Source organism: Pseudomonas sp. DE0157 (assembly GCF_007678615.1).
Lineage (GTDB): Bacteria > Pseudomonadota > Gammaproteobacteria > Pseudomonadales > Pseudomonadaceae > Aquipseudomonas > Aquipseudomonas parafulva_B.
The window spans coordinates 115236-133276 of the sequence record NZ_VEJN01000012.1; the positions used below are offsets into that span (position 1 = coordinate 115236).

Here is an 18041-nt window from a genome sequence, read left to right on the forward strand (position 1 = left end):
CAGTGTGGACCAGGATTGTGGCCAGGTCGTTCGAATGCGGCAAAAACACCTAGGCTCTACGGATCAAATTGTTTCAGGAGGAACATGCGCATGCGCTCACTTCGCCGGGTCGCTATTCTGGGCGGCAACCGAATTCCATTCGCCCGTTCCAATGGTGCGTACGCCACAGCCAGCAACCAGGACATGCTGACTGCCGCACTCGAGGGGCTCATCGAGCGTTACCGCCTGCACGGCCTGCGCCTTGGCGAGGTGGTGGCAGGCGCGGTACTCAAGCATGCCCGGGACATGAACCTGACGCGCGAGTGCGTGCTGGGTTCGCGCCTGTCGGCCTCGACCCCCGCCTATGACATTCAGCAGGCCTGTGGCACCGGGTTGGAAGCGGCATTGCTGGTGGCCAACAAGATTGCCCTCGGGCAGATCGACTGCGGCATTGCGGGCGGCGTCGACACTACGTCCGACGCACCCATCGCCGTGAGCGAAGGCCTGCGCCGGATGATGTTGCAAGCCAACCGGGGCAAGGCGCTGGGTGACCGCCTCAAGCCTTTCCTGGGCTTGCGGCCTCACCACCTCAAGCCTTCGCTGCCGCGCAACGGCGAGCCACGCACCGGGTTGTCGATGGGCGAGCACTGCGAACGCATGGCCAAAACCTGGCGCATTGGCCGGGCCGAGCAGGACGAATTGGCGCTGCGTAGCCATCAATGCCTGGCACGTGCCTACCAGGAAGGTTGGCAAGACGATTTGATGACCCCTTTTCGGTCGCTGACCCGGGACAACAACCTGCGTCCCGACTTGACGCTGGAGCAATTGGCCAAGCTCAAACCGGCCTTCGACCGCAGCGATGAGGGCACCTTGACGGCAGGCAATTCCACGCCGCTGACCGATGGGGCCTCGCTGGTGTTGCTGGGGACCCAGGAGTGGGCAGACCAACATGGCCTGCCGGTGCTCGCCTATCTGGTCGATGGCGAAACAGCCGCGGTGGATTTCGTCGATGGCCGCGAGGGCCTGCTGATGGCGCCAGTGTATGCGGTGCCGCGCTTGCTGGCCCGCAACAACCTGACGCTACAGGATTTTGATTACTACGAGATCCATGAGGCATTCGCAGCCCAGGTGCTGTGCACCCTCAAGGCCTGGGAGGATGCCCAGTACTGCCGGGAGCGCCTTGGGCTGGATGCGCCGCTGGGGGCGATCGACCGTTCTCGGCTGAACGTGAAGGGCAGCTCACTTGGGGCAGGGCATCCATTTGCCGCCACCGGTGGGCGCATTCTGGCCAACTTGGCCAAGTTGCTGTCCACGGCGCCCCAAGGACGCGGCCTGATCTCGATCTGCGCCGCAGGCGGGCAGGGCGTTACGGTCATCGTCGAGCGGTGAGCGTCGGTGTTCATCCGGCTGGGTGACCGAAGGTGCACATGGAGCCGGATAACGCCGAGGGCATTTAGGCTGGTAGGCTTGGCCGATCATCATGATAAGAAATCGCCATGCCTGCCATCGGACATCCTCGTCCCATTCCAACGCTCGATTGCCTGCCTCGACCGCTCTATGCACGCGCCGAGCGACTGGTGGCCGGCTCGTGGACGACGTCGCATCAACATGACTGGGTGCAGTTTTCCTATGCCATCAGTGGCGTACTGGGGGTGTATACCCAGGAAGGCAGCTACTTCGCCCCGCCGCAATGGGGCGTGTGGATACCGGCGCAGGCCGAGCATGCCGTGTCCAGTTCGATGCAGGCCGAAATGCGCAGCCTCTATATACGGCGCGATGCCTGCTCGTGGGCCGCGGAGCGTTGTCGTGTACTGGAAGTGACCCCCTTGGCCCGTGAGCTGATCAAGCAGTTCTGCCTATACCCTGCACATTACCCCGAAGGCGATAGCGCGCAGGCGCGCCTGGTCGCCGTGCTGCTTGACCAATTGCAGGCGTTGCCGGAAGTGGCGTTTTCGTTGCCGCTGCCACAACACCCAGGCTTGCTTGCCCTGTGCAATGGCCTGATTGCTACACCGGATCAGCCGCAGACCTTGCAGCAATGGGCGTGCGAACTGGGGTGTTCGGAAAAGACCCTGATGCGGTTGTTCCAGCGCGAGACTGGGTTGAGTTTTCGCAACTGGCGCCAGCGCATGCGCTTGCTGTCGTCCTTGACCGCGCTCGAGGCGGGGCACACGGTCACTGACGCGGCGCTGGGCTGCGGGTACGACTCGACCTCCGCCTACATCGCCGCCTTCAAGCAGCTGTTCGGTGCCACGCCGGGCGAGTTGAAGCTCTAGCGGCTTACCGGGTGCGGCGCTGCGCGAGCCCGTGAACGTGCAGGCCCGATGCTCGCGAAGCTCTTGCCGTCAGGTACGGAACCTGCGCACCAGTGAGTCCAGCTCGTTGGACAGGCCGGCGAGGCTTTCGGAGTCCTGGCGGGCGGCCTGGGCCAGTTCCGCCACCAGCTGGGCATCGCCGTGGATCTGGCTGATGTGCCGGTTGATGTCCTCGGCTACCTGGTGCTGCTCTTCGGCTGCCGTGGCGATCTGCGTGTTCATGTCACGGATCACGTCCACCGACTCGCGTATTTGCCCAAAGCTGTCGCGGGCCATGCCGATACGGCTCACCGATTGCTGCGAAACTTCGAGGCTGGCGTGCATTTGCGCCGCCACCTCGGCCGTGCGCCCGGCCAAGTTGCCCAGCAGGCCGTCGATTTCGGCCGTGGAGTCGGCGGTTCGCTTGGCCAGGGCACGTACTTCGTCGGCCACCACCGCGAACCCGCGCCCTTGCTCACCGGCACGGGCAGCTTCGATGGCGGCGTTGAGCGCCAGCAGGTTGGTCTGCTCGGCAATGGAGCGAATGGTGCCCAGGATCGACTGGATGGCGTTGCTGTCGCGCTCAAGCTGCTGGATCGACTGCGCCGACTGCTCGATCTCGTGGCTCAGGCGGTCGACGCTGCTGACGGCGGCATCGATCTGCTGCTGGCCTTCGCGCGCCTGCTGCTGGCCGCTGTCGGCCGACTGCGCCGCCTGGCTGCAGGAGCGCGCGACCTCGTTGGCAGTGGCGACCATTTCATGGAAGGCGGTGGACACCATGTCAACGGCCTCACGCTGGCGCCCGGCGGCCTCGGCCATGTCGCTGGACACGCGTGTCGAGCTGGTGGAGGTGTTGAGGATGTTGCCGGCTGCGGCGCTGATGTGCTGGATCAGGCTGCGAATGGCCCCCAGGAACTGGTTGAACCAGCTCGCCAGCTGGGCAGTTTCGTCACGGCCGCGGATTTCCAGGTTGCGGGTCAGGTCCCCTTCGCCCTGGGCGATGTCCTCAAGCCCATTGGTGACGCTGTTGATCGGGCGCACGATCAGTTTGGCGAACGTGGCACCCACGACGGCGAACACGGCAGCCAGTACCAGCGCGACGATCCCGATCAGCCAGGTCAGGCGGGTGGTGGTCTGCATCACCTCGCGTTGCTCGATCAGCCCGATCAGCGTCCAGCCCAGCTGTTCGTCCGGGTAGATATTGGCCATGTAGCGAACACCGTCCAGCTCGACCTCAGCCAGGCCCTTGCCGTGCTTGGCAAGCTCGGCGTAGCCGTCGCCGAAGCTCGCCAGTTGTTTGAAGTTGTGCGCAGTGTCCCGCGGGTCTACCAGGACATTGCCGTTGTTTTCGACCAGCAGCAGGTACCCGCTCTCGCCCAGCTTGATCTGCTTGACGATTTCGGTGAGGCCTTTGATGGAAACGTCGACGTTGACCACGCCGCCAGGGTTACCCAGCTGGTTGGCCACGGCACGTACGGTGCTGACCAGCACGGCATCGTCGGCGGCCCAGTAGTAGGCACCGGTGCGCAGGGTCTTGCCAGGGTTAGCCATGGCCAGCTGGTACCAAGGGCGTGTACGCGGATCGTAGTTGACGAACTTCTGCCCTGCCGGCCAGCCGACGTAGCCCCCGTCGGCGACCCCGTAGGAGAGGTAGGCATAGGCAGGATGGGCATTGGCCAGGCTGGTCATGAACGCCAGAATCTTGCTCGATTGCTCGCCCAGTTCGTAGGACGGCGTGGCGCTCATGTACTTGGTCAGTTCGTTGCCAGTGGCCGCCACCAAGGGTTGCGAGGCCATGTACTCCACGTTCTGGCTGATGCCTTGGAAGAAGATGTTCATCGCGTTGCTGACCTGACGGATTTCTCGACTGCTGCTGTCGAGGAAGCCATCCCTGGCCTCGCCGCGTAGGTTCAGTACCACCAAGGTGGCCACCAGCACGATGGGCAGGGCGGCGATGATCGCAAAGGCCCAGGTCAGTTTCTGTTTGATGCTCATCGGCGCTCCCGAATTATTGTTGTCGACACATGAGGCAGGTACCTAATGCATCGGCAGCAACCGAATTTTATGTAGGAAAACGCCCGTAAATATTGGGCGAAGTCGCTATTGATGCCTATTCGGTCGCGTTTGGACGGGAATGCCCTATGAGCTTGGTTGCGGGGCTGTCGGAAATGCTCAGCGGCAGCAGCGCCCCGGCGCTTCGTTGGCCAGTTCCTTGAGAATCGGACAGTCCGGGCGGTCATCGCCGTGGCAACTGGAAACCAGCTCGACCAGGGTGTCGCGCAGGCTAACCAGTTCCTCGATGCGCCTGTTCAACGCATCGATATGCTGGCTGGCTAGTGCCTTGACATCGGCGCTGGCTCGCTGCCGGTCCTGCCACAAGGTGAGCAACTTGCCGACTTCTTCGAGGGAAAACCCCAGGTCGCGCGAGCGTTTGATGAAGGCCAGGGCATGCAGGTCCGCAGGCTGATAGATCCGATAACCGCTGTCGCTGCGCAAGGCAGGCTTGAGCAGGCCGATGGATTCGTAATAGCGGATCATCTTGGTGCTGAGCCCGGTACGGGCTGCCGCTTGGCCGATGTTCATGGTGCCTCCTGATCCAGGGCGGGCTTCCAGGCCTTGAGCAACAGCGCATTACTGACCACGCTGACGCTGGAGAGCGCCATGGCCGCGCCTGCCATGACCGGGTTGAGGTAACCGAAGGCAGCCAGCGGGATGCCGACGAGGTTGTAGATGAACGCCCAGAATAGGTTCTGGCGAATCTTTGCGTAGGTTCTACGGCTGATTTCAAGGGCTGCTGGCACCAGCCGCGGATCACCGCGCATCAGGGTGATGCCGGCGGCCTGCATGGCCACATCCGTGCCACCGCCCATGGCGATGCCGATGTCTGCAGCCGCCAACGCCGGTGCGTCGTTGACGCCGTCGCCGACCATGGCAACGGCACCGCCCTGCTTGAGGGCTTCCACGGTGGCGGCTTTGTCCGCTGGCAGCACCTCGGCGTAGGCATCGGTAATGCCGAGGGCGGCCGCCACGGCCATGGCGCTGCCCCGGTTGTCGCCAGTGAGCAAGTAGCTGCTGATGTGCTGATTGCGCAGGGTCTGGACCGCCTGATCGGCCCCGGGCTTGAGGCTGTCGCCGAACGCGATCAGGCCAAGCACGCTGGGTGAGGCCCCGCTCTGGACGAGCCAGGACAAGGTGCGCCCCTGTGCTTCCCAGGCGTCAGCCGATGCGGCCAGTTCACCGGGCGCCAGGCCAAGGTCTTGCAGCAGGCGCCGATTGCCCAGTGCCAAGTCACGCCCATCGACACGTCCGGCAATGCCGCGACCGGTCAGGGACTGGCTGTCGGCCACCTCGGGCACACGCAGGCCACGGTCGGCGCAGGCGTCCAGCACGGCTTTGGCCAGCGGGTGTTCACTGCCGCGCTGAAGCGCGCCGGCCAATCGGTAAAGGTTGTCCGTATCGCCGTCCAGCGCTTGGCTATGCACCACTTTTGGGCTTCCGGAGGTGAGCGTACCTGTTTTATCGAACACGACGCGGTTGACGGCCTGCGCGCGTTCGAGTGCTTCTGCATCTTTGATGAGGATGCCGTGACGTGCGGCAACACCTGTGCCCGCCATGATCGCGGCCGGCGTTGCCAGCCCTAGCGCGCATGGGCAGGCGATGACCAGAACGGCCACTGCATTGATCACGGCGGTTTCAAACGGCGCACCGGCCAGCCACCATCCCAACAAGGTCATCGCGGCGAGTATCAGTACCGCCGGCACGAAGACCTGGCTGACTCGGTCGACCAGTTTCTGAATGGGAGCCTTGGCAGCCTGGGCGTCTTCGACCAGGCGGATGATGCGAGCCAGGACGGTCTCTGTGCCAAGCGCTTGCGTGCGGACCAGCAACCGACCTTCGCCGTTGATCGCACCCCCGGTGACGCTGTCTCCGGGTTGCTTGGTGACTGGCAGGCTTTCGCCGCTGATCAGGGCTTCATCGGCATGGCTGTGGCCGTCTTCGACGATACCGTCGACCGGAAAACGCTCACCAGGCTTGACCATGACCAGGTCACCCACGCGCAGGTGGGCGATGGCGACCTCCTGCTCCACGCCATCGATGACCCTCAGCGCACGTTCGGGACGCAGCGCTTCCAGGGCGCGTATGGCACTGGCGGTCTGGCGCTTGGCACGGCTCTCCAGGTACTTGCCCAGCATGACCAGGGCGATGACCACTGCGCTGGCTTCGAAGTAGAGGTGTGGTGTGGTACCCGATGGCGCATTGGCCCATTGATAAAGGCTCAAGCCGTAACCGGCACTGGTACCGAGGGCGACCAATAGGTCCATGTTGCCGCTGCGGGCACGCACGGCTTTCCAGGCCGCCACATAGAAGCGGGCGCCCAGGATGAACTGCACCGGCGTTGCCAGCAGAAACTGTGCCCAGGCCGGTAGCATCCAGTGCAGGCCCAACGGTTGTACCAGCATGGGCAACACCAGGGGAAAAGCCAGCAGCAGCGCCGCGGCGACTGCAAGGCGTTCCCGGCGCAAGCGGCGTTGGGTCGTCGCCTGTTCACTTTCGGATGCGTGCGGCAGGCTGGCGTGGTAACCGGCTTGCCCTATCGCATCGATCAGCGCCGCATCCTGAACGCCATCGAGGACATTCAGGTGGGCACGTTCGTTGGCCAGATTGACGCTGACCTTGAGAACCCCCTGCACCTTGGCCAGCGCACGCTCGACCCGGCCGACGCAGCTGGCGCAGGTCATGCCGGCGATCTGCAATTCCACCGTATGGCTGGGCACCGCGTAACCGGCTGCGTGTACAGCGTTGACCAGTGCATCCAGGCTATCGGCCGGCGCCTGCACACGGGCCTGCTCGTTGGCAAGGTTGACGGTGACGTGTTCTGCGCCGGTGACCTTGCGCAAGGCGCGTTCCACTCGGCCAGCGCAGCTGGCGCAGGTCATGCCGGAGACGGGCAGGTGATAAGTGACGGGCGTGGACATGATTTCCTCCTTGGGCACGCTGCCAGCATCAACCTTGCCATGCGGGGAAGGTCAATAGTCCAACGGCGTTCGCTTGAGCTCCATCCCATACTGGCCCATCGCGATGCGGTACTTGTTGATCTGCCCGGCTTGCAGGTTCAACCGGGTGCTACGTTGATCTTCAAGGCCCGGGGCGCAACCGGGTGTCTGCCCAGGCAGCAGGCGCAGACGCACATCGACAGGGCCCGCAGGCAGGTTGAACGACGTGGACTGTTCCTGGAACAGGCGCCCCGACAGTTGATCGTTCAGGTAGACACCGATCTCGCAACTGGTGGCCACTTCAAGCCGTTCGCGGGAAATGATCAGCACGCTGTAGGCCGAGTTGTCCTCGGCGATGGCCGGCGGCACCGCCGCGAGCGCACCCAGCAGCCCGATGAAGCCCATTGCTGTCCTGAACATGAACACTCTCCTGCTTGCCTGTTTCAAAGTCGCAGCTTGGCCGAGGTGGACGCGAATTGCCACCTCCAGACACGCACGCTTGACCTTGCCCCCATGGCAAGCTTGAAACTCGCTGAAAACCCAGAGGAGGTATTCCCATGCACGTATTCTCGGTAGAAGGCATGACCTGTGGCCATTGCGTGAAGGCGGTTACCCAAGCCGTCCAAGCCCTAGATGGCGCTGCCAAGGTCGATGTCGACTTGGCAAAGAAGCAGGTCCGCGTCGACAGCAGTGCTAACCCGGCGCAGATACGGGCAGCCATCCAGGAAGAGGGTTACCAGGCCGAGATTGCATAAGCGCTCGAGCCAGGTAACGCGATTGTTGGATTGTTTTGCGCAGGACGGGGTCCACAGCAGGTAGAATGTGCAACTTTGTTAGCTTGCTATGGATTCCCGATGAACCTGCGAATGGTCCTTATCCTGGGCGCACTCAGTGCGTTCGGGCCTTTGGCGATCGACTTCTATCTGCCTGCCTTTCCGGCGATAGCCCAGGCGTTCGCCACTGATGAAAAACACGTCCAGACTACCCTGGCCGCCTACTTTCTCGGGCTGTCCATCGGGCAGTTGCTCTATGGCCCGGTGGCTGACCGTTTCGGTCGGCGCAAGCCATTGCTGTTCGGCGTGGCGCTTTTTACCCTGGCATCGCTGGCCTGCGCCTATGCGCCCAACTTGGACACCCTGATCCTGGCGCGCTTTGTCCAGGCACTGGGCGGCTGCGCGGGTATGGTGCTGTCGCGGGCGATTGTCAGCGACAAGTGCGACCCGGTGGCTTCGGCCAAAGTGTTCTCCCAGCTGGTGCTTGTCATGGGTTTGGCGCCGATCCTTGCGCCCATGCTGGGCGGCGTGTTGGTCAACCATGTTGGGTGGCAGTTCATATTCCTGTCCCTGAGCCTGTTCAGTGCCGGCTGCCTGCTCGCCGTCAGCCTCGGGCTGCCTGAAAGCATGCCTGATCATATTCCCCGGCAGCCATTGTCAGGCGCTTTGCGTCAGTACCTGCGCCTGCTCGCCGACCGCGTGTTCCTGGGGCACGCCTTGACGGGCGGTATCGCCATTGCCGGCATGTTCGCCTACATCGCAGGCTCGCCGTTCGTGTTCATCAAGTTGTACGGGGTACCTGCCGAGCATTACGGCTGGTTCTTCGGTGCCAATGCTGCGGGGTTCATCCTGATGGCTCAAGTGAACGCCCGCCTGCTGGCCAAACGCGGGCCCGCTTGGCTGCTGAGCCGTGCGGTATGGGTGTACCTGATAGCAGGCCTGACATTGCTGAGCATGGCGGCGTTCAAGCCCGCAGCGCTCTGGCCGCTATTGGTACCGCTGTTCGTATGCATCGCGAGCCTGGGGTTCATTCTGCCCAATGCCTCTGCTTGTGCCATGAGCGGGCAAGGCGCTCGGGCGGGCAGCGCTTCTGCCTTGATGGGCTGCGTGCAGTTCAGTGTTGCCGCAGGGGCCGCGGCGTTGGTGGGTGTACTGCACGATGGCAGCGCGGTGCCCATGGCGTTGGTGATGAGCCTGTGCGGGGCGCTGGTGGTAACGGTTGCGCTGTTGACGCGGCGCCTGCAATCGAGGCGCTCGGTGTGAGGCATGAAGAACCTTCGATAATATCTGCGCTATTTGGTGAAGACGGCTGTGGGCATCTTCCGAATTCGCAATAAGCGATATGCCTTGACTCATCCCATGCTGAGCCATTTTTTCTGTCAAACCGCCGAGATACAGGCTGCTTTGCGAACATGCCGCTGAAGAAGCCTCCTGCAAAGGGTAGCCCTACCCAGTGGCATTTTTGCGACAACGAGGCCTGGCAGTGGCGCCAGGGTGGCTCCAGGTGCGGCTTATACTGACGAGCCAGGCCAGCGCGAGCGAGGGCGTTCGTGGGCCAGGGTCGGCCATCGCATCTACACAGTGAATTTGCAGGGAGTCACAGGGACATGAACGCAGCCAGCAGCATCAGCCAGATCGCCAGCCTGATGGCCGACCCCAAGCGCAGTGCCATGTTATGGGCCTTGATCGATGGCACACCCCGCCTGGCCAATGAGTTGGCCATCATGACCGGGCTAAGCGCCTCATCGGCTTGTGCACACCTTTCGCTGCTTTCTTCAGCGGGTCTGCTTCGGCATGAGGCCCGGGGGCGCAAACGTTATTTCCGCCTGGCAACGCCTCAGGTGGGCGCCGCTGTGGAGGCCCTTGCCAGCGTGCAGCTCGAACAGGAAAGAAGCCGTCATGCCCACACGCCGCGCCCTACATTGCCCATGTCCGTGCGACGCGCCAGACGGTGCGGCGATCACCTGGGCGGTGAGCTTGCGGCCGAACTCTACCACCGCCTGGTAGTGGCCGGATGGCTGGACGGTTGTGGGCGGCAGTTGGTGGTCAGCGATGAGGGGCGGGCGCAACTGGCTAGCCTCGGCGTATACATCGATGCGTTGGCACCGCATCAGCCCCGAGCATGCACGATGTGCCGCTGCACCGAGTGGCATGACATGGAGCCGCACCTGGGGGGCGTTCTGGGCCAGGCGCTGTTCCGCCTGTTCCTGCAATCGGGATGGATACGCGAGGCCGAGGATACCCGGGCGCTGCACATATCACCGCTGGGTATCCAGCAGATCAATCGCATCGCCCGGGTCGAGACGCTGCAGGTGGGCTGAGTGCGTCAGACCAGGCGCGCATCCAGGCTGTTCTGGGCAAGCCGGCGAGCCTGGTCTTGGGTCATTCCCAGGTGAGTGTGCAGGGCATGGAAGTTTTCCGTCACGTAGCCCCCGAAATAGGCTGGGTCGTCTGAGTTGACGGTGACTTTTACGCCTTTTTCCAACATGTCGAGAATGTTGTGTTGGCTCATGTGGTCGAACACGCACAGCTTGGTGTTGGACAATGGGCACACGGTCAAGGGAATCTGCTCGTCGATGATGCGCTGCATCAGGCGCTCGTCTTCGATGGCGCGCACGCCGTGGTCGATACGCTTGATCTGGAGCAGGTCCAGCGCTTGCCAGATGTACTCGGGCGGACCTTCCTCGCCGGCATGGGCAACGGCCACGAAGCCTTCGCTGCGTGCCCTGTCGAACACACGTTGGAACTTGCTGGGTGGGTGGCCCATTTCGGAACTGTCCAGCCCAACGGCAATGAACGCATCGCGAAACGGCAGGGCCTGGTCCAACGTCTTTTGGGCTTCGTCTTCGCTCAGGTGGCGAAGGAAGCTCAGGATCAGGCCGCTGCTGATGCCCAACTGGTCACGGCCATCCTTGAGTGCCTGGTTGATGCCATTGAGCACCACTTCAAAAGGAATGCCGCGGTCGGTGTGTGTCTGTGGATCGAAGAAGGGCTCGGTGTGAATCACATTCTGCGCTTTGCAACGCTGCAGGTACGCCCATGTGAGGTCGTAGAAGTCCTGTTCGGTGCGCAGAACGTCGGCGCCCTGGTAGTACAGGTCGAGGAACTCCTGCAGGTTGTTGAAGGCGTACGCACCGCGCAACGTCTCGACATTAGCCCAGGGCAGGGCAATCTTGTTGCGCTCGGCCAGGGCGAACAGCAGCTCGGGTTCCAGGGAGCCTTCAAGGTGCAGGTGCAGTTCGGCCTTGGGCAGGGCGTTCAACCAGTCATACATATAAGGTGATCTCAATCAGGTACGGTTGCCGCCATTCTACAGGGCCAGGCCTGGCCGTGCGCCCCAATGGCGGCAACCTGCCCAATCACCAGACCAAGGGTTCGCCCTTGTAGTTGATGAAGCGAAGGCCCGCCGTTCCACTTTGGGCCTTGATCTGCTCAAGCATGCCACGCGTGCTGGTCAGCACGTCGATCTCCGCGTTTTCTCCGCCCATGTCGGTTTTCACCCAGCCTGGATGCATGGCCAATACGCACAGGTCATGGCGCGGCTGGGCCGCCACAAAACTGTTGATCATGGAGTTCAGGGCAGCCTTGCTGGCTTTGTACAAGCAGATCTCCCCGCCATCAGGCACTGCGACACTGCCCAGAATGGAACTCATGAAGGCGAGTACACCGGTCTGTTCGCGTACATGTTCAACCAGGCGGCGTGCGACACGAATCGGTGCAACGACATTGGTCATGAACAGGTCACCAATTTCTTGGTGCGTAACGCTTTCCACATCCTGTGGGAGAGGGCCCATGACGCCTGCGTTGATAAATACCAGGTCGAATAGCTGACCGGTCAGGCGCTCAGCCAGGGTGTCGAGTTGGGCTGGGTCATTCATTTCCAGCTGTTCGATACGCACGCCTGGAACATCCGCCAGAGCGCCTGGTTCTTGCGGATTGCGTACTGTGGCAGTGACCTTCCACCCGTCTTCGTACAGGCGGTTGACCAGGCCCAATCCCAGGCCGCGTGAGGCCCCGATGATCAGAGCGGTTTTTGAATCGGCCATGAGCGTGCTCCATAGGGTTGTTAGAGCCTGTGAGCATAATTCATCGGACGCCTGGGTGTGCCCGGCCATTTGTGACGCTGCACTGCGGCGCCTTACTGCTTGAAAAATGAGCAACCCTCGGCGCGGCCATGTGCCACAGGTGCCCTGTCGTTTCACTCACGGGTTATCCACAGGCTGCTCCACAATTAATGTGTGCAAACCGCAGTCATCTGGCCGCATGACCGCCTGCGCATGGGGACAACTTGGACTGGCTCAACTGAAACTGCCGATTTCGTAACCTTGGTCAAAATTTGATCAAATCTATGGAGGGGGCATGCTCATTGGGCTCTAGGCGTATGCCCCAAGCTTATCCACAGCCAGGCCCACAGTTGCTGTGGGCAACACTCAGCAACTTGCCAGCAGGATTCGGCCGCGGCTCAGGTCTGCCAATTGTTGTTGCAGAGGTAGCCTGTGGACATCTTCGAAGGCAATCTTCAGGTCTACACCGTTGGCGGTGAAGTGCTCTTCAAGCACCAGACCCTGGACGTCGGCGACCCGCAGTTTCACCAGCGCCAATTCGCTGAATGCACAACTGCAAGTGAACTCGCTGCGTTGTACCAGCAGGCGCTTGGGGGCCTGTTGCAGGCATTTGTTGGCGCCGCCGCCGTATGCCCTGGCCAATCCGCCGGTACCAAGCTGAATGCCACCGTACCAGCGGATGACCAGCACCACCACCTGATCGCAGTCCTGTGCCTCGATGGCTGACAGAATCGGGCGGCCGGCCGTGCCGCCAGGTTCGCCGTCGTCGCTGCTGCGGTATTGGGGCCCGATTTTCCATGCCCAGCAATTGTGGGTGGCGTCGGGGTCGCTGTGACGCTCGATGAAGCTCATGGCATCGCTGGCACTGGCGATGGGCCCGGCCAGGGTAATGAAGCGGCTTTTGCGAATGTCCTCGCGGAATTCGCAGAGGTCGAGCAGGGTAGAAGGCATAAATGTCGGTCAGGCAACTGGCGCGATGCCGCATCCTTTGAGAATGATGTGGATAAGGTTGGTGCTGGCATCTTCCATATCTTGCTTGGTCAACCGGCTGCGACCGGTCACCTGGCAGATCTGGGTGGCGAAATCGGCGTAGTGCTGGGTGCTGCCCCACAGCAGGAAGATCAGGTGGACCGGGTCGACAGGGTCCATCTTGCCTGCATCCATCCAAGCTTGGAACACTGCCGCCCGGCCCCGGAACCACTCGCGGTAGTCAGCGCTGAAGTACTCGGTCAGGCAGGAGCCGCCGCTGATCACTTCCATGGCGAAGATTCGCGACGCCTGCGGGTTGCGCCTGGAGAACTCCATCTTCGTGCGAATGTACCGGCTAAGCGCCTCGCCCGGGTCGTCCTCGACGCTCAAGGCGTTGAAGGTGCTGTCCCATAGCTCGATGATGTTGCTGAGTACGGCAATGTACAGGCCCAGCTTGTTGGTGAAGTAATAATGCAGGTTGGCTTTGGGCAGCCCTGCCTTGAGGGCGATGGTGTTCATGCTGGTGCCCTTGAAGCCATGACGGGCGAACTCGTCTTCGGCGGCCTTGATGATGGCCTGTTCATTTTTCTGTCGGATACGGCCTGCGGGTTTGCCGGAGGCGGATAGGCGGTGCGCAGGGACTTCTAATGTCATGAACGATTCCGTGCAGGGGGATGGCTGCGTCTGTAGGACAAGATTACCTTCCCACGGCAAAGTAACAAGCATTGGCGGCAGAGAGTGGCATCAACGTGTCGCAGCCAGACTTTCCAGAAAACTCTCAAGCACCAGGTTGGGCCGTCTGCCTTTTCGCGTCACCCAGCTCAAGCTCAGGTCATAGAAGCGTTGCTGGGGCTTGAGCGCTCGTAGTCGTCCTTGCTGGACCCAGAGCGCAGCGTAGTGATCAGGCAGGTAACCCATGTAGCGCCCTGTCAGGATCAGGAACGCCATGCCTTCGCGATCCGACGCGCTGGCCGTGCAGTTGAGCACCTGGTAGTGCGCCTGGATTTCGGCAGGCAAGCGGAAGGTCGGGGCAATGGCCTCCTGGCGATTGAGGCGTTCATCGTCGAGCAGATCGTCATCGGCGTAGAACAGCGGATGACCGACGGCGCAGTACAGCAGCGAGCGTTCGCTATACAGCGGTTGATATTCCAGCCCCGACAACGGGCTGGTCTGGGGGACGACGCCCACATGCAGACTGCCATCGAGAACACCGTGCTCCACCTGGCTGGGTGCGATCATGCGGATCTGGATACGCACGTCCGGACCCCGGTCCTTGAGTTCAGCCAGCGCATGGGTAATGCGCATGTGAGGCAAGGTGACGAGGTTGTCGGTCAGGCCTATGTTCAACTCGCCGCGCAAATGCTGGTGCAGGCCGTTGACTTCGGTGCGGAAGGTTTCCAGCGCGCTGAGCAGTTGCAGCGCCGAGTGATAGACCTCCCGGCCTTCCTCGGTCAGCGAGAACCCTGCACGCCCGCGCTGGCACAAGCGCAAGCCCAGACGCTGTTCAAGATCGTTCATCTGCTGACTGATAGCCGATCGCCCGATACCCAGCACGTTTTCTGCGGCAGAAAACCCGCCACATTCCACCACGCTGCGGTAGATTTTCAACAGGCGAATATCGAAGTCGCTGACTTGTGCAAGCGGATCGGGGCGTCGGCTCATCAGTTTAGTCGTGGCCTGTGTAAAGGTTAGAAATGCAGGCTTTTTCAGACTTTATCGCCGTGCCAAGTTAGCTGCAACAACATCCATCGTTGCCTAATCGTCTTCCGAGGAACCGCCGATGAACATGCTCCAAACCGCGCCTGCCGGTATCGCCAGCCAGCTCAAGCTGGATGCGCACTGGATGCCCTATACCGCCAACCGCAATTTCCAGCGCGATCCTCGGCTGATCGTGGCGGCCGATGGCAATCATCTGGTGGACGACAAGGGGCGCAGGATCTTCGATGCCCTGTCCGGGTTGTGGACATGTGGCGCGGGCCATACCCGCATGGAAATCACCGAGGCGGTGTCGCGCCAGATCGGCACCCTTGACTACTCGCCGGGGTTTCAGTTCGGGCACCCGCTGTCCTTCCAGCTGGCTGAAAAGATTGCCGAACTGACGCCGGGTGACCTGAACCATGTGTTCTACACCAACTCAGGCTCCGAATGTGCCGATACGGCCTTGAAGATGGTGCGCGCCTACTGGCGCCTGAAAGGCCAGGCCACCAAGACCAAGATCATTGGCCGCGCCCGTGGCTACCACGGGGTTAACATCGCCGGCACCAGCCTGGGCGGGGTCAACGGCAACCGCAAGATGTTCGGGCAGTTGCTGGACGTCGATCATCTGCCGCACACCGTATTGCCGGTCAACGCGTTCACCAAGGGCCTGCCGGAGGAAGGCGGCATCGCGCTGGCTGACGAGATGCTCAAGCTGATCGAGCTGCACGATGCATCCAATATTGCAGCGGTGATCGTCGAGCCGCTGGCAGGTTCGGCCGGCGTGCTGCCGCCGCCCAAGGGTTACCTCAAGCGTCTACGTGAAATCTGCACCCAGCACAATATCCTGCTGATCTTCGACGAAGTGATCACAGGCTTCGGCCGCATGGGCGCGATGACCGGCGCCGAGGCCTTTGGCGTTACGCCTGACCTGATGTGCATCGCCAAGCAGGTGACCAACGGGGCGATCCCCATGGGGGCGGTGGTTGCCAGCAGCGAGATCTACCATACGTTCATGAACCAGCCGACGCCGGACTATGCCGTGGAGTTCCCCCATGGCTACACCTACTCCGCGCACCCGGTCGCCTGCGCGGCAGGGCTTGCTGCGCTGGATCTGCTGCAGAAGGAAAACCTCGTGCAGTCCGCTGCAGACCTGGCGCCGCATTTTGAGAACCTGCTGCACGGCGTCAAAGGCACCAAGAACATCGTCGATATCCGCAACTTTGGCCTGGCAGGCGCCATCCAGATCGCCGCCCGGGACGGAGACGCCATCGTGCGCCCTTATGAAGCGGCGATGAAACTGTGGAAAGCGGGCTTCTATGTGCGATTCGGCGGCGACACCTTGCAGTTCGGCCCAACCTTCAACACCAAACCTGAAGAGCTGGACCGTCTGTTCGATGCCGTGGGCGAGACGCTGAACCTGATCGACTGATTTCCTGCGTTCAAGGCAGGCGCCTGTCGCACACACGCCTGCCACGCCTTTTTCTATCTGGAGTGTTACATGAGCATTGTTCAGCACCTGATCAACGGTGACTTGGTTACCAAGGGCGAGCGCACCGCCGATGTGTTCAACCCCTCCACTGGCCAGGCCATTCGCAAGGTCGAACTGGCCAGTCGTGCGACCGTGCAGCAAGCCATCGATGCTGCCAAGGTCGCGTTCCCGGCCTGGCGCAATACCCCGCCGGCCAAGCGCGCCCAAGTCATGTTCCGTTTCAAGCAACTGCTCGAGCAGAACGAAGCGCGAATCGCACAAATGATTAGCGAGGAGCATGGCAAGACCCTGGAAGACGCCGCCGGGGAGTTGAAGCGTGGTATCGAGAACGTCGAGTTCGCCTGCGCTGCACCTGAATTGCTCAAGGGCGAGTACAGCCGAAACGTGGGCCCCAACATCGACGCCTGGTCCGACTTTCAACCGCTGGGGGTAGTAGCGGGGATCACGCCATTCAACTTCCCGGCGATGGTGCCACTGTGGATGTATCCACTGGCAATCGCGTGCGGCAACGCATTCATCCTCAAGCCGTCGGAGCGTGACCCCAGCTCGACGCTGTTCATCGCCCAGCTGTTGCTGGAAGCGGGCTTGCCCAAGGGCATCCTCAATGTGGTGCACGGTGACAAGGAAGCGGTGGATGCCCTGATCGAGGCGCCGGAGGTCAAGGCGTTGAGCTTCGTGGGTTCTACGCCAATTGCCGAGTACATCTACGCTGAGGGTACCAAGCGTGGCAAGCGCGTCCAGGCACTGGGCGGCGCGAAGAACCATGCAGTGCTGATGCCCGATGCCGACCTGGACAATGCCGTCAGTGCGCTGATGGGGGCTGCCTATGGTTCGTGCGGTGAGCGCTGCATGGCCATTTCGGTCGCGGTGTGCGTGGGTGACCAGGTGGCCGATGCGCTCATTGCCAAGCTTGAGCCGCAAATCAAGGCACTGAAGATCGGTGCGGGCACGTCGTGCGGCCTGGACATGGGGCCGCTGGTCACGGCGGCGGCTCGCGACAAGGTGGTTGGCTACATCGATGAAGGCGTAGCGGCGGGCGCCAGGCTCGTGGTGGACGGGCGCGGCTTGAGCGTGTCGGGTAATGAAGAGGGCTATTTCGTCGGCGGCACCTTGTTCGATAAAGTGACCCCGCAAATGCGCATCTACAAGGAAGAGATCTTCGGGCCGGTGTTGTGTGTAGTACGGGTCGACAGCCTTGAGCAGGCCATGCAACTGATCAATGATCACGAGTACGGCAACGGTACCTGCATCTTTACCCGTGACGGTGAAGCGGCGCGGTTGTTCTGCGATGAAATCGAGGTAGGCATGGTAGGGGTGAACGTTCCGCTGCCGGTCCCTGTGGCCTATCACAGCTTCGGCGGTTGGAAGCGTTCGCTGTTTGGTGATCTGCATGCCTACGGGCCAGACGGCGTGAGGTTCTACACACGGCGCAAGGCCATTACTCAACGCTGGCCGCAGCGGGCCAGCCATGAAGCATCTCAGTTCGCATTCCCTAGTTTGTAAGCGTGCTGTTGGGGAGCAAGGAGGCCATGTGGCCTCCTTCTTCTATATAAGGTAGTGCTTCATCCATCAGCGGCGCCTTTCCAGCCCACGGCCAGAATATTTCAAATACATGAAATTAAAGGTTGACGCGGTTTCGAATCCCCTTATAATGTGCCCCACTTCCAGCGACATCGGAACGCGAAACTCCTTGAGATTCAATGGGTTAGCTAGTTCGGGTGGTGCTGTAAGGGCTACGATCGAACAGATCGGCAGCGGTTGAGAAGAAGGTTGACAGCGTG

17 protein-coding genes and 1 pseudogene are annotated in these 18041 nt (G+C 61.7%); 7 read left to right on the top strand and 11 right to left on the bottom strand.

The window, feature by feature from the left end; genetic code table 11:
* Positions 1-90: 90 nt before the first annotated feature.
* Together FS777_RS15820 and FS777_RS15825 are read left to right on the top strand one after the other, a co-directional pair.
* Entirely contained in the window at positions 91-1368 is a 1278-nt protein-coding gene (locus tag FS777_RS15820; RefSeq protein WP_058638402.1) for an acetyl-CoA C-acetyltransferase, read from the top strand.
* 107 nt (positions 1369-1475) lie between these two features.
* Entirely contained in the window at positions 1476-2255 is a 780-nt protein-coding gene (locus FS777_RS15825; protein WP_145256320.1) for a helix-turn-helix transcriptional regulator, read from the top strand.
* Positions 2256-2324: 69 nt separating this feature from the next.
* Here FS777_RS15825 and FS777_RS21950 read toward each other — a convergent pair whose 3' ends face one another.
* From FS777_RS21950 to FS777_RS15845, 5 genes and pseudogenes are all read right to left on the bottom strand, one after another.
* On the bottom strand, positions 2325-3092 hold the full coding sequence (locus FS777_RS21950) for a methyl-accepting chemotaxis protein (protein ID WP_371921586.1): 768 nt from the start codon (positions 3090-3092) through the stop codon (positions 2325-2327).
* A gap of 90 nt (positions 3093-3182) precedes the next feature.
* Positions 3183-4268 (bottom strand): annotated as a pseudogene (locus FS777_RS21955) (sensor histidine kinase); the annotation flags it as partial.
* A gap of 177 nt (positions 4269-4445) precedes the next feature.
* On the bottom strand, positions 4446-4856 hold the full coding sequence (cueR, locus tag FS777_RS15835; protein WP_058638396.1) for a Cu(I)-responsive transcriptional regulator: 411 nt from the start codon (positions 4854-4856) through the stop codon (positions 4446-4448).
* A complete protein-coding gene (locus tag FS777_RS15840) occupies positions 4853-7249 on the bottom strand; it encodes a heavy metal translocating P-type ATPase (RefSeq protein WP_145256323.1) in 2397 nt (798 codons plus the stop codon). The genes cueR and FS777_RS15840 overlap by 4 nt, the downstream gene beginning before the upstream one ends.
* Before the next feature lie 51 nt (positions 7250-7300).
* Positions 7301-7687, bottom strand: coding sequence for a hypothetical protein (locus tag FS777_RS15845; protein WP_058638394.1), 387 nt, complete (start codon positions 7685-7687; stop codon positions 7301-7303).
* A 137-nt stretch (positions 7688-7824) separates the two neighbouring features.
* Here FS777_RS15845 and FS777_RS15850 point away from each other — a divergent pair, with 137 nt between their 5' ends.
* From FS777_RS15850 to FS777_RS15860, 3 genes are all read left to right on the top strand, one after another.
* Positions 7825-8022: a heavy-metal-associated domain-containing protein gene (locus tag FS777_RS15850; RefSeq protein ID WP_058638393.1), complete on the top strand. Its 198-nt coding sequence runs from the start codon at positions 7825-7827 to the stop codon at positions 8020-8022.
* Positions 8023-8121: 99 nt separating this feature from the next.
* Entirely contained in the window at positions 8122-9303 is a 1182-nt protein-coding gene (locus tag FS777_RS15855) for a multidrug effflux MFS transporter (protein WP_058638392.1), read from the top strand.
* A gap of 344 nt (positions 9304-9647) precedes the next feature.
* Complete coding sequence (locus tag FS777_RS15860) at positions 9648-10361, top strand: helix-turn-helix transcriptional regulator (protein WP_145256326.1); 714 nt, start codon at positions 9648-9650, stop codon at positions 10359-10361.
* A gap of 5 nt (positions 10362-10366) precedes the next feature.
* On the opposite strand, the gene FS777_RS15865 is transcribed toward FS777_RS15860, so the two are convergent.
* The 5 genes from FS777_RS15865 to FS777_RS15885 all read right to left on the bottom strand — a co-directional run bounded on the left by FS777_RS15865 (position 10367) and on the right by FS777_RS15885 (position 14738).
* The gene (locus tag FS777_RS15865; RefSeq protein WP_078479155.1) at positions 10367-11314 is read right to left on the bottom strand and encodes an adenosine deaminase; all 948 of its coding nucleotides are present in this window, start codon (positions 11312-11314) and stop codon (positions 10367-10369) included.
* Between the two features lie 85 nt (positions 11315-11399).
* Complete coding sequence (locus tag FS777_RS15870; protein WP_145256329.1) at positions 11400-12086, bottom strand: SDR family oxidoreductase; 687 nt, start codon at positions 12084-12086, stop codon at positions 11400-11402.
* A 384-nt stretch (positions 12087-12470) separates the two neighbouring features.
* Positions 12471-13055, bottom strand: coding sequence for a YigZ family protein (locus tag FS777_RS15875; RefSeq protein WP_145256332.1), 585 nt, complete (start codon positions 13053-13055; stop codon positions 12471-12473).
* Between the two features lie 9 nt (positions 13056-13064).
* Entirely contained in the window at positions 13065-13727 is a 663-nt protein-coding gene (locus tag FS777_RS15880; RefSeq protein ID WP_023535181.1) for a TetR/AcrR family transcriptional regulator, read from the bottom strand.
* A gap of 90 nt (positions 13728-13817) precedes the next feature.
* Positions 13818-14738 (bottom strand): LysR family transcriptional regulator, encoded by a 921-nt coding sequence (locus tag FS777_RS15885; protein ID WP_178091277.1) that lies wholly within the window; start codon positions 14736-14738, stop codon positions 13818-13820.
* 115 nt (positions 14739-14853) lie between these two features.
* On the opposite strand from FS777_RS15885, the gene FS777_RS15890 reads away from it, so the two are divergent.
* Both FS777_RS15890 and FS777_RS15895 read left to right on the top strand, forming a co-directional pair.
* On the top strand, positions 14854-16200 hold the full coding sequence (locus FS777_RS15890) for an aspartate aminotransferase family protein (protein WP_145256335.1): 1347 nt from the start codon (positions 14854-14856) through the stop codon (positions 16198-16200).
* A 69-nt stretch (positions 16201-16269) separates the two neighbouring features.
* On the top strand, positions 16270-17763 hold the full coding sequence (locus tag FS777_RS15895) for a CoA-acylating methylmalonate-semialdehyde dehydrogenase (protein WP_145256338.1): 1494 nt from the start codon (positions 16270-16272) through the stop codon (positions 17761-17763).
* 66 nt (positions 17764-17829) lie between these two features.
* On the opposite strand, the gene FS777_RS21565 is transcribed toward FS777_RS15895, so the two are convergent.
* Positions 17830-18041, bottom strand: a 212-nt coding sequence (locus FS777_RS21565) for a hypothetical protein (protein ID WP_218570384.1), incomplete at its 5' end; no start/stop codon positions are given.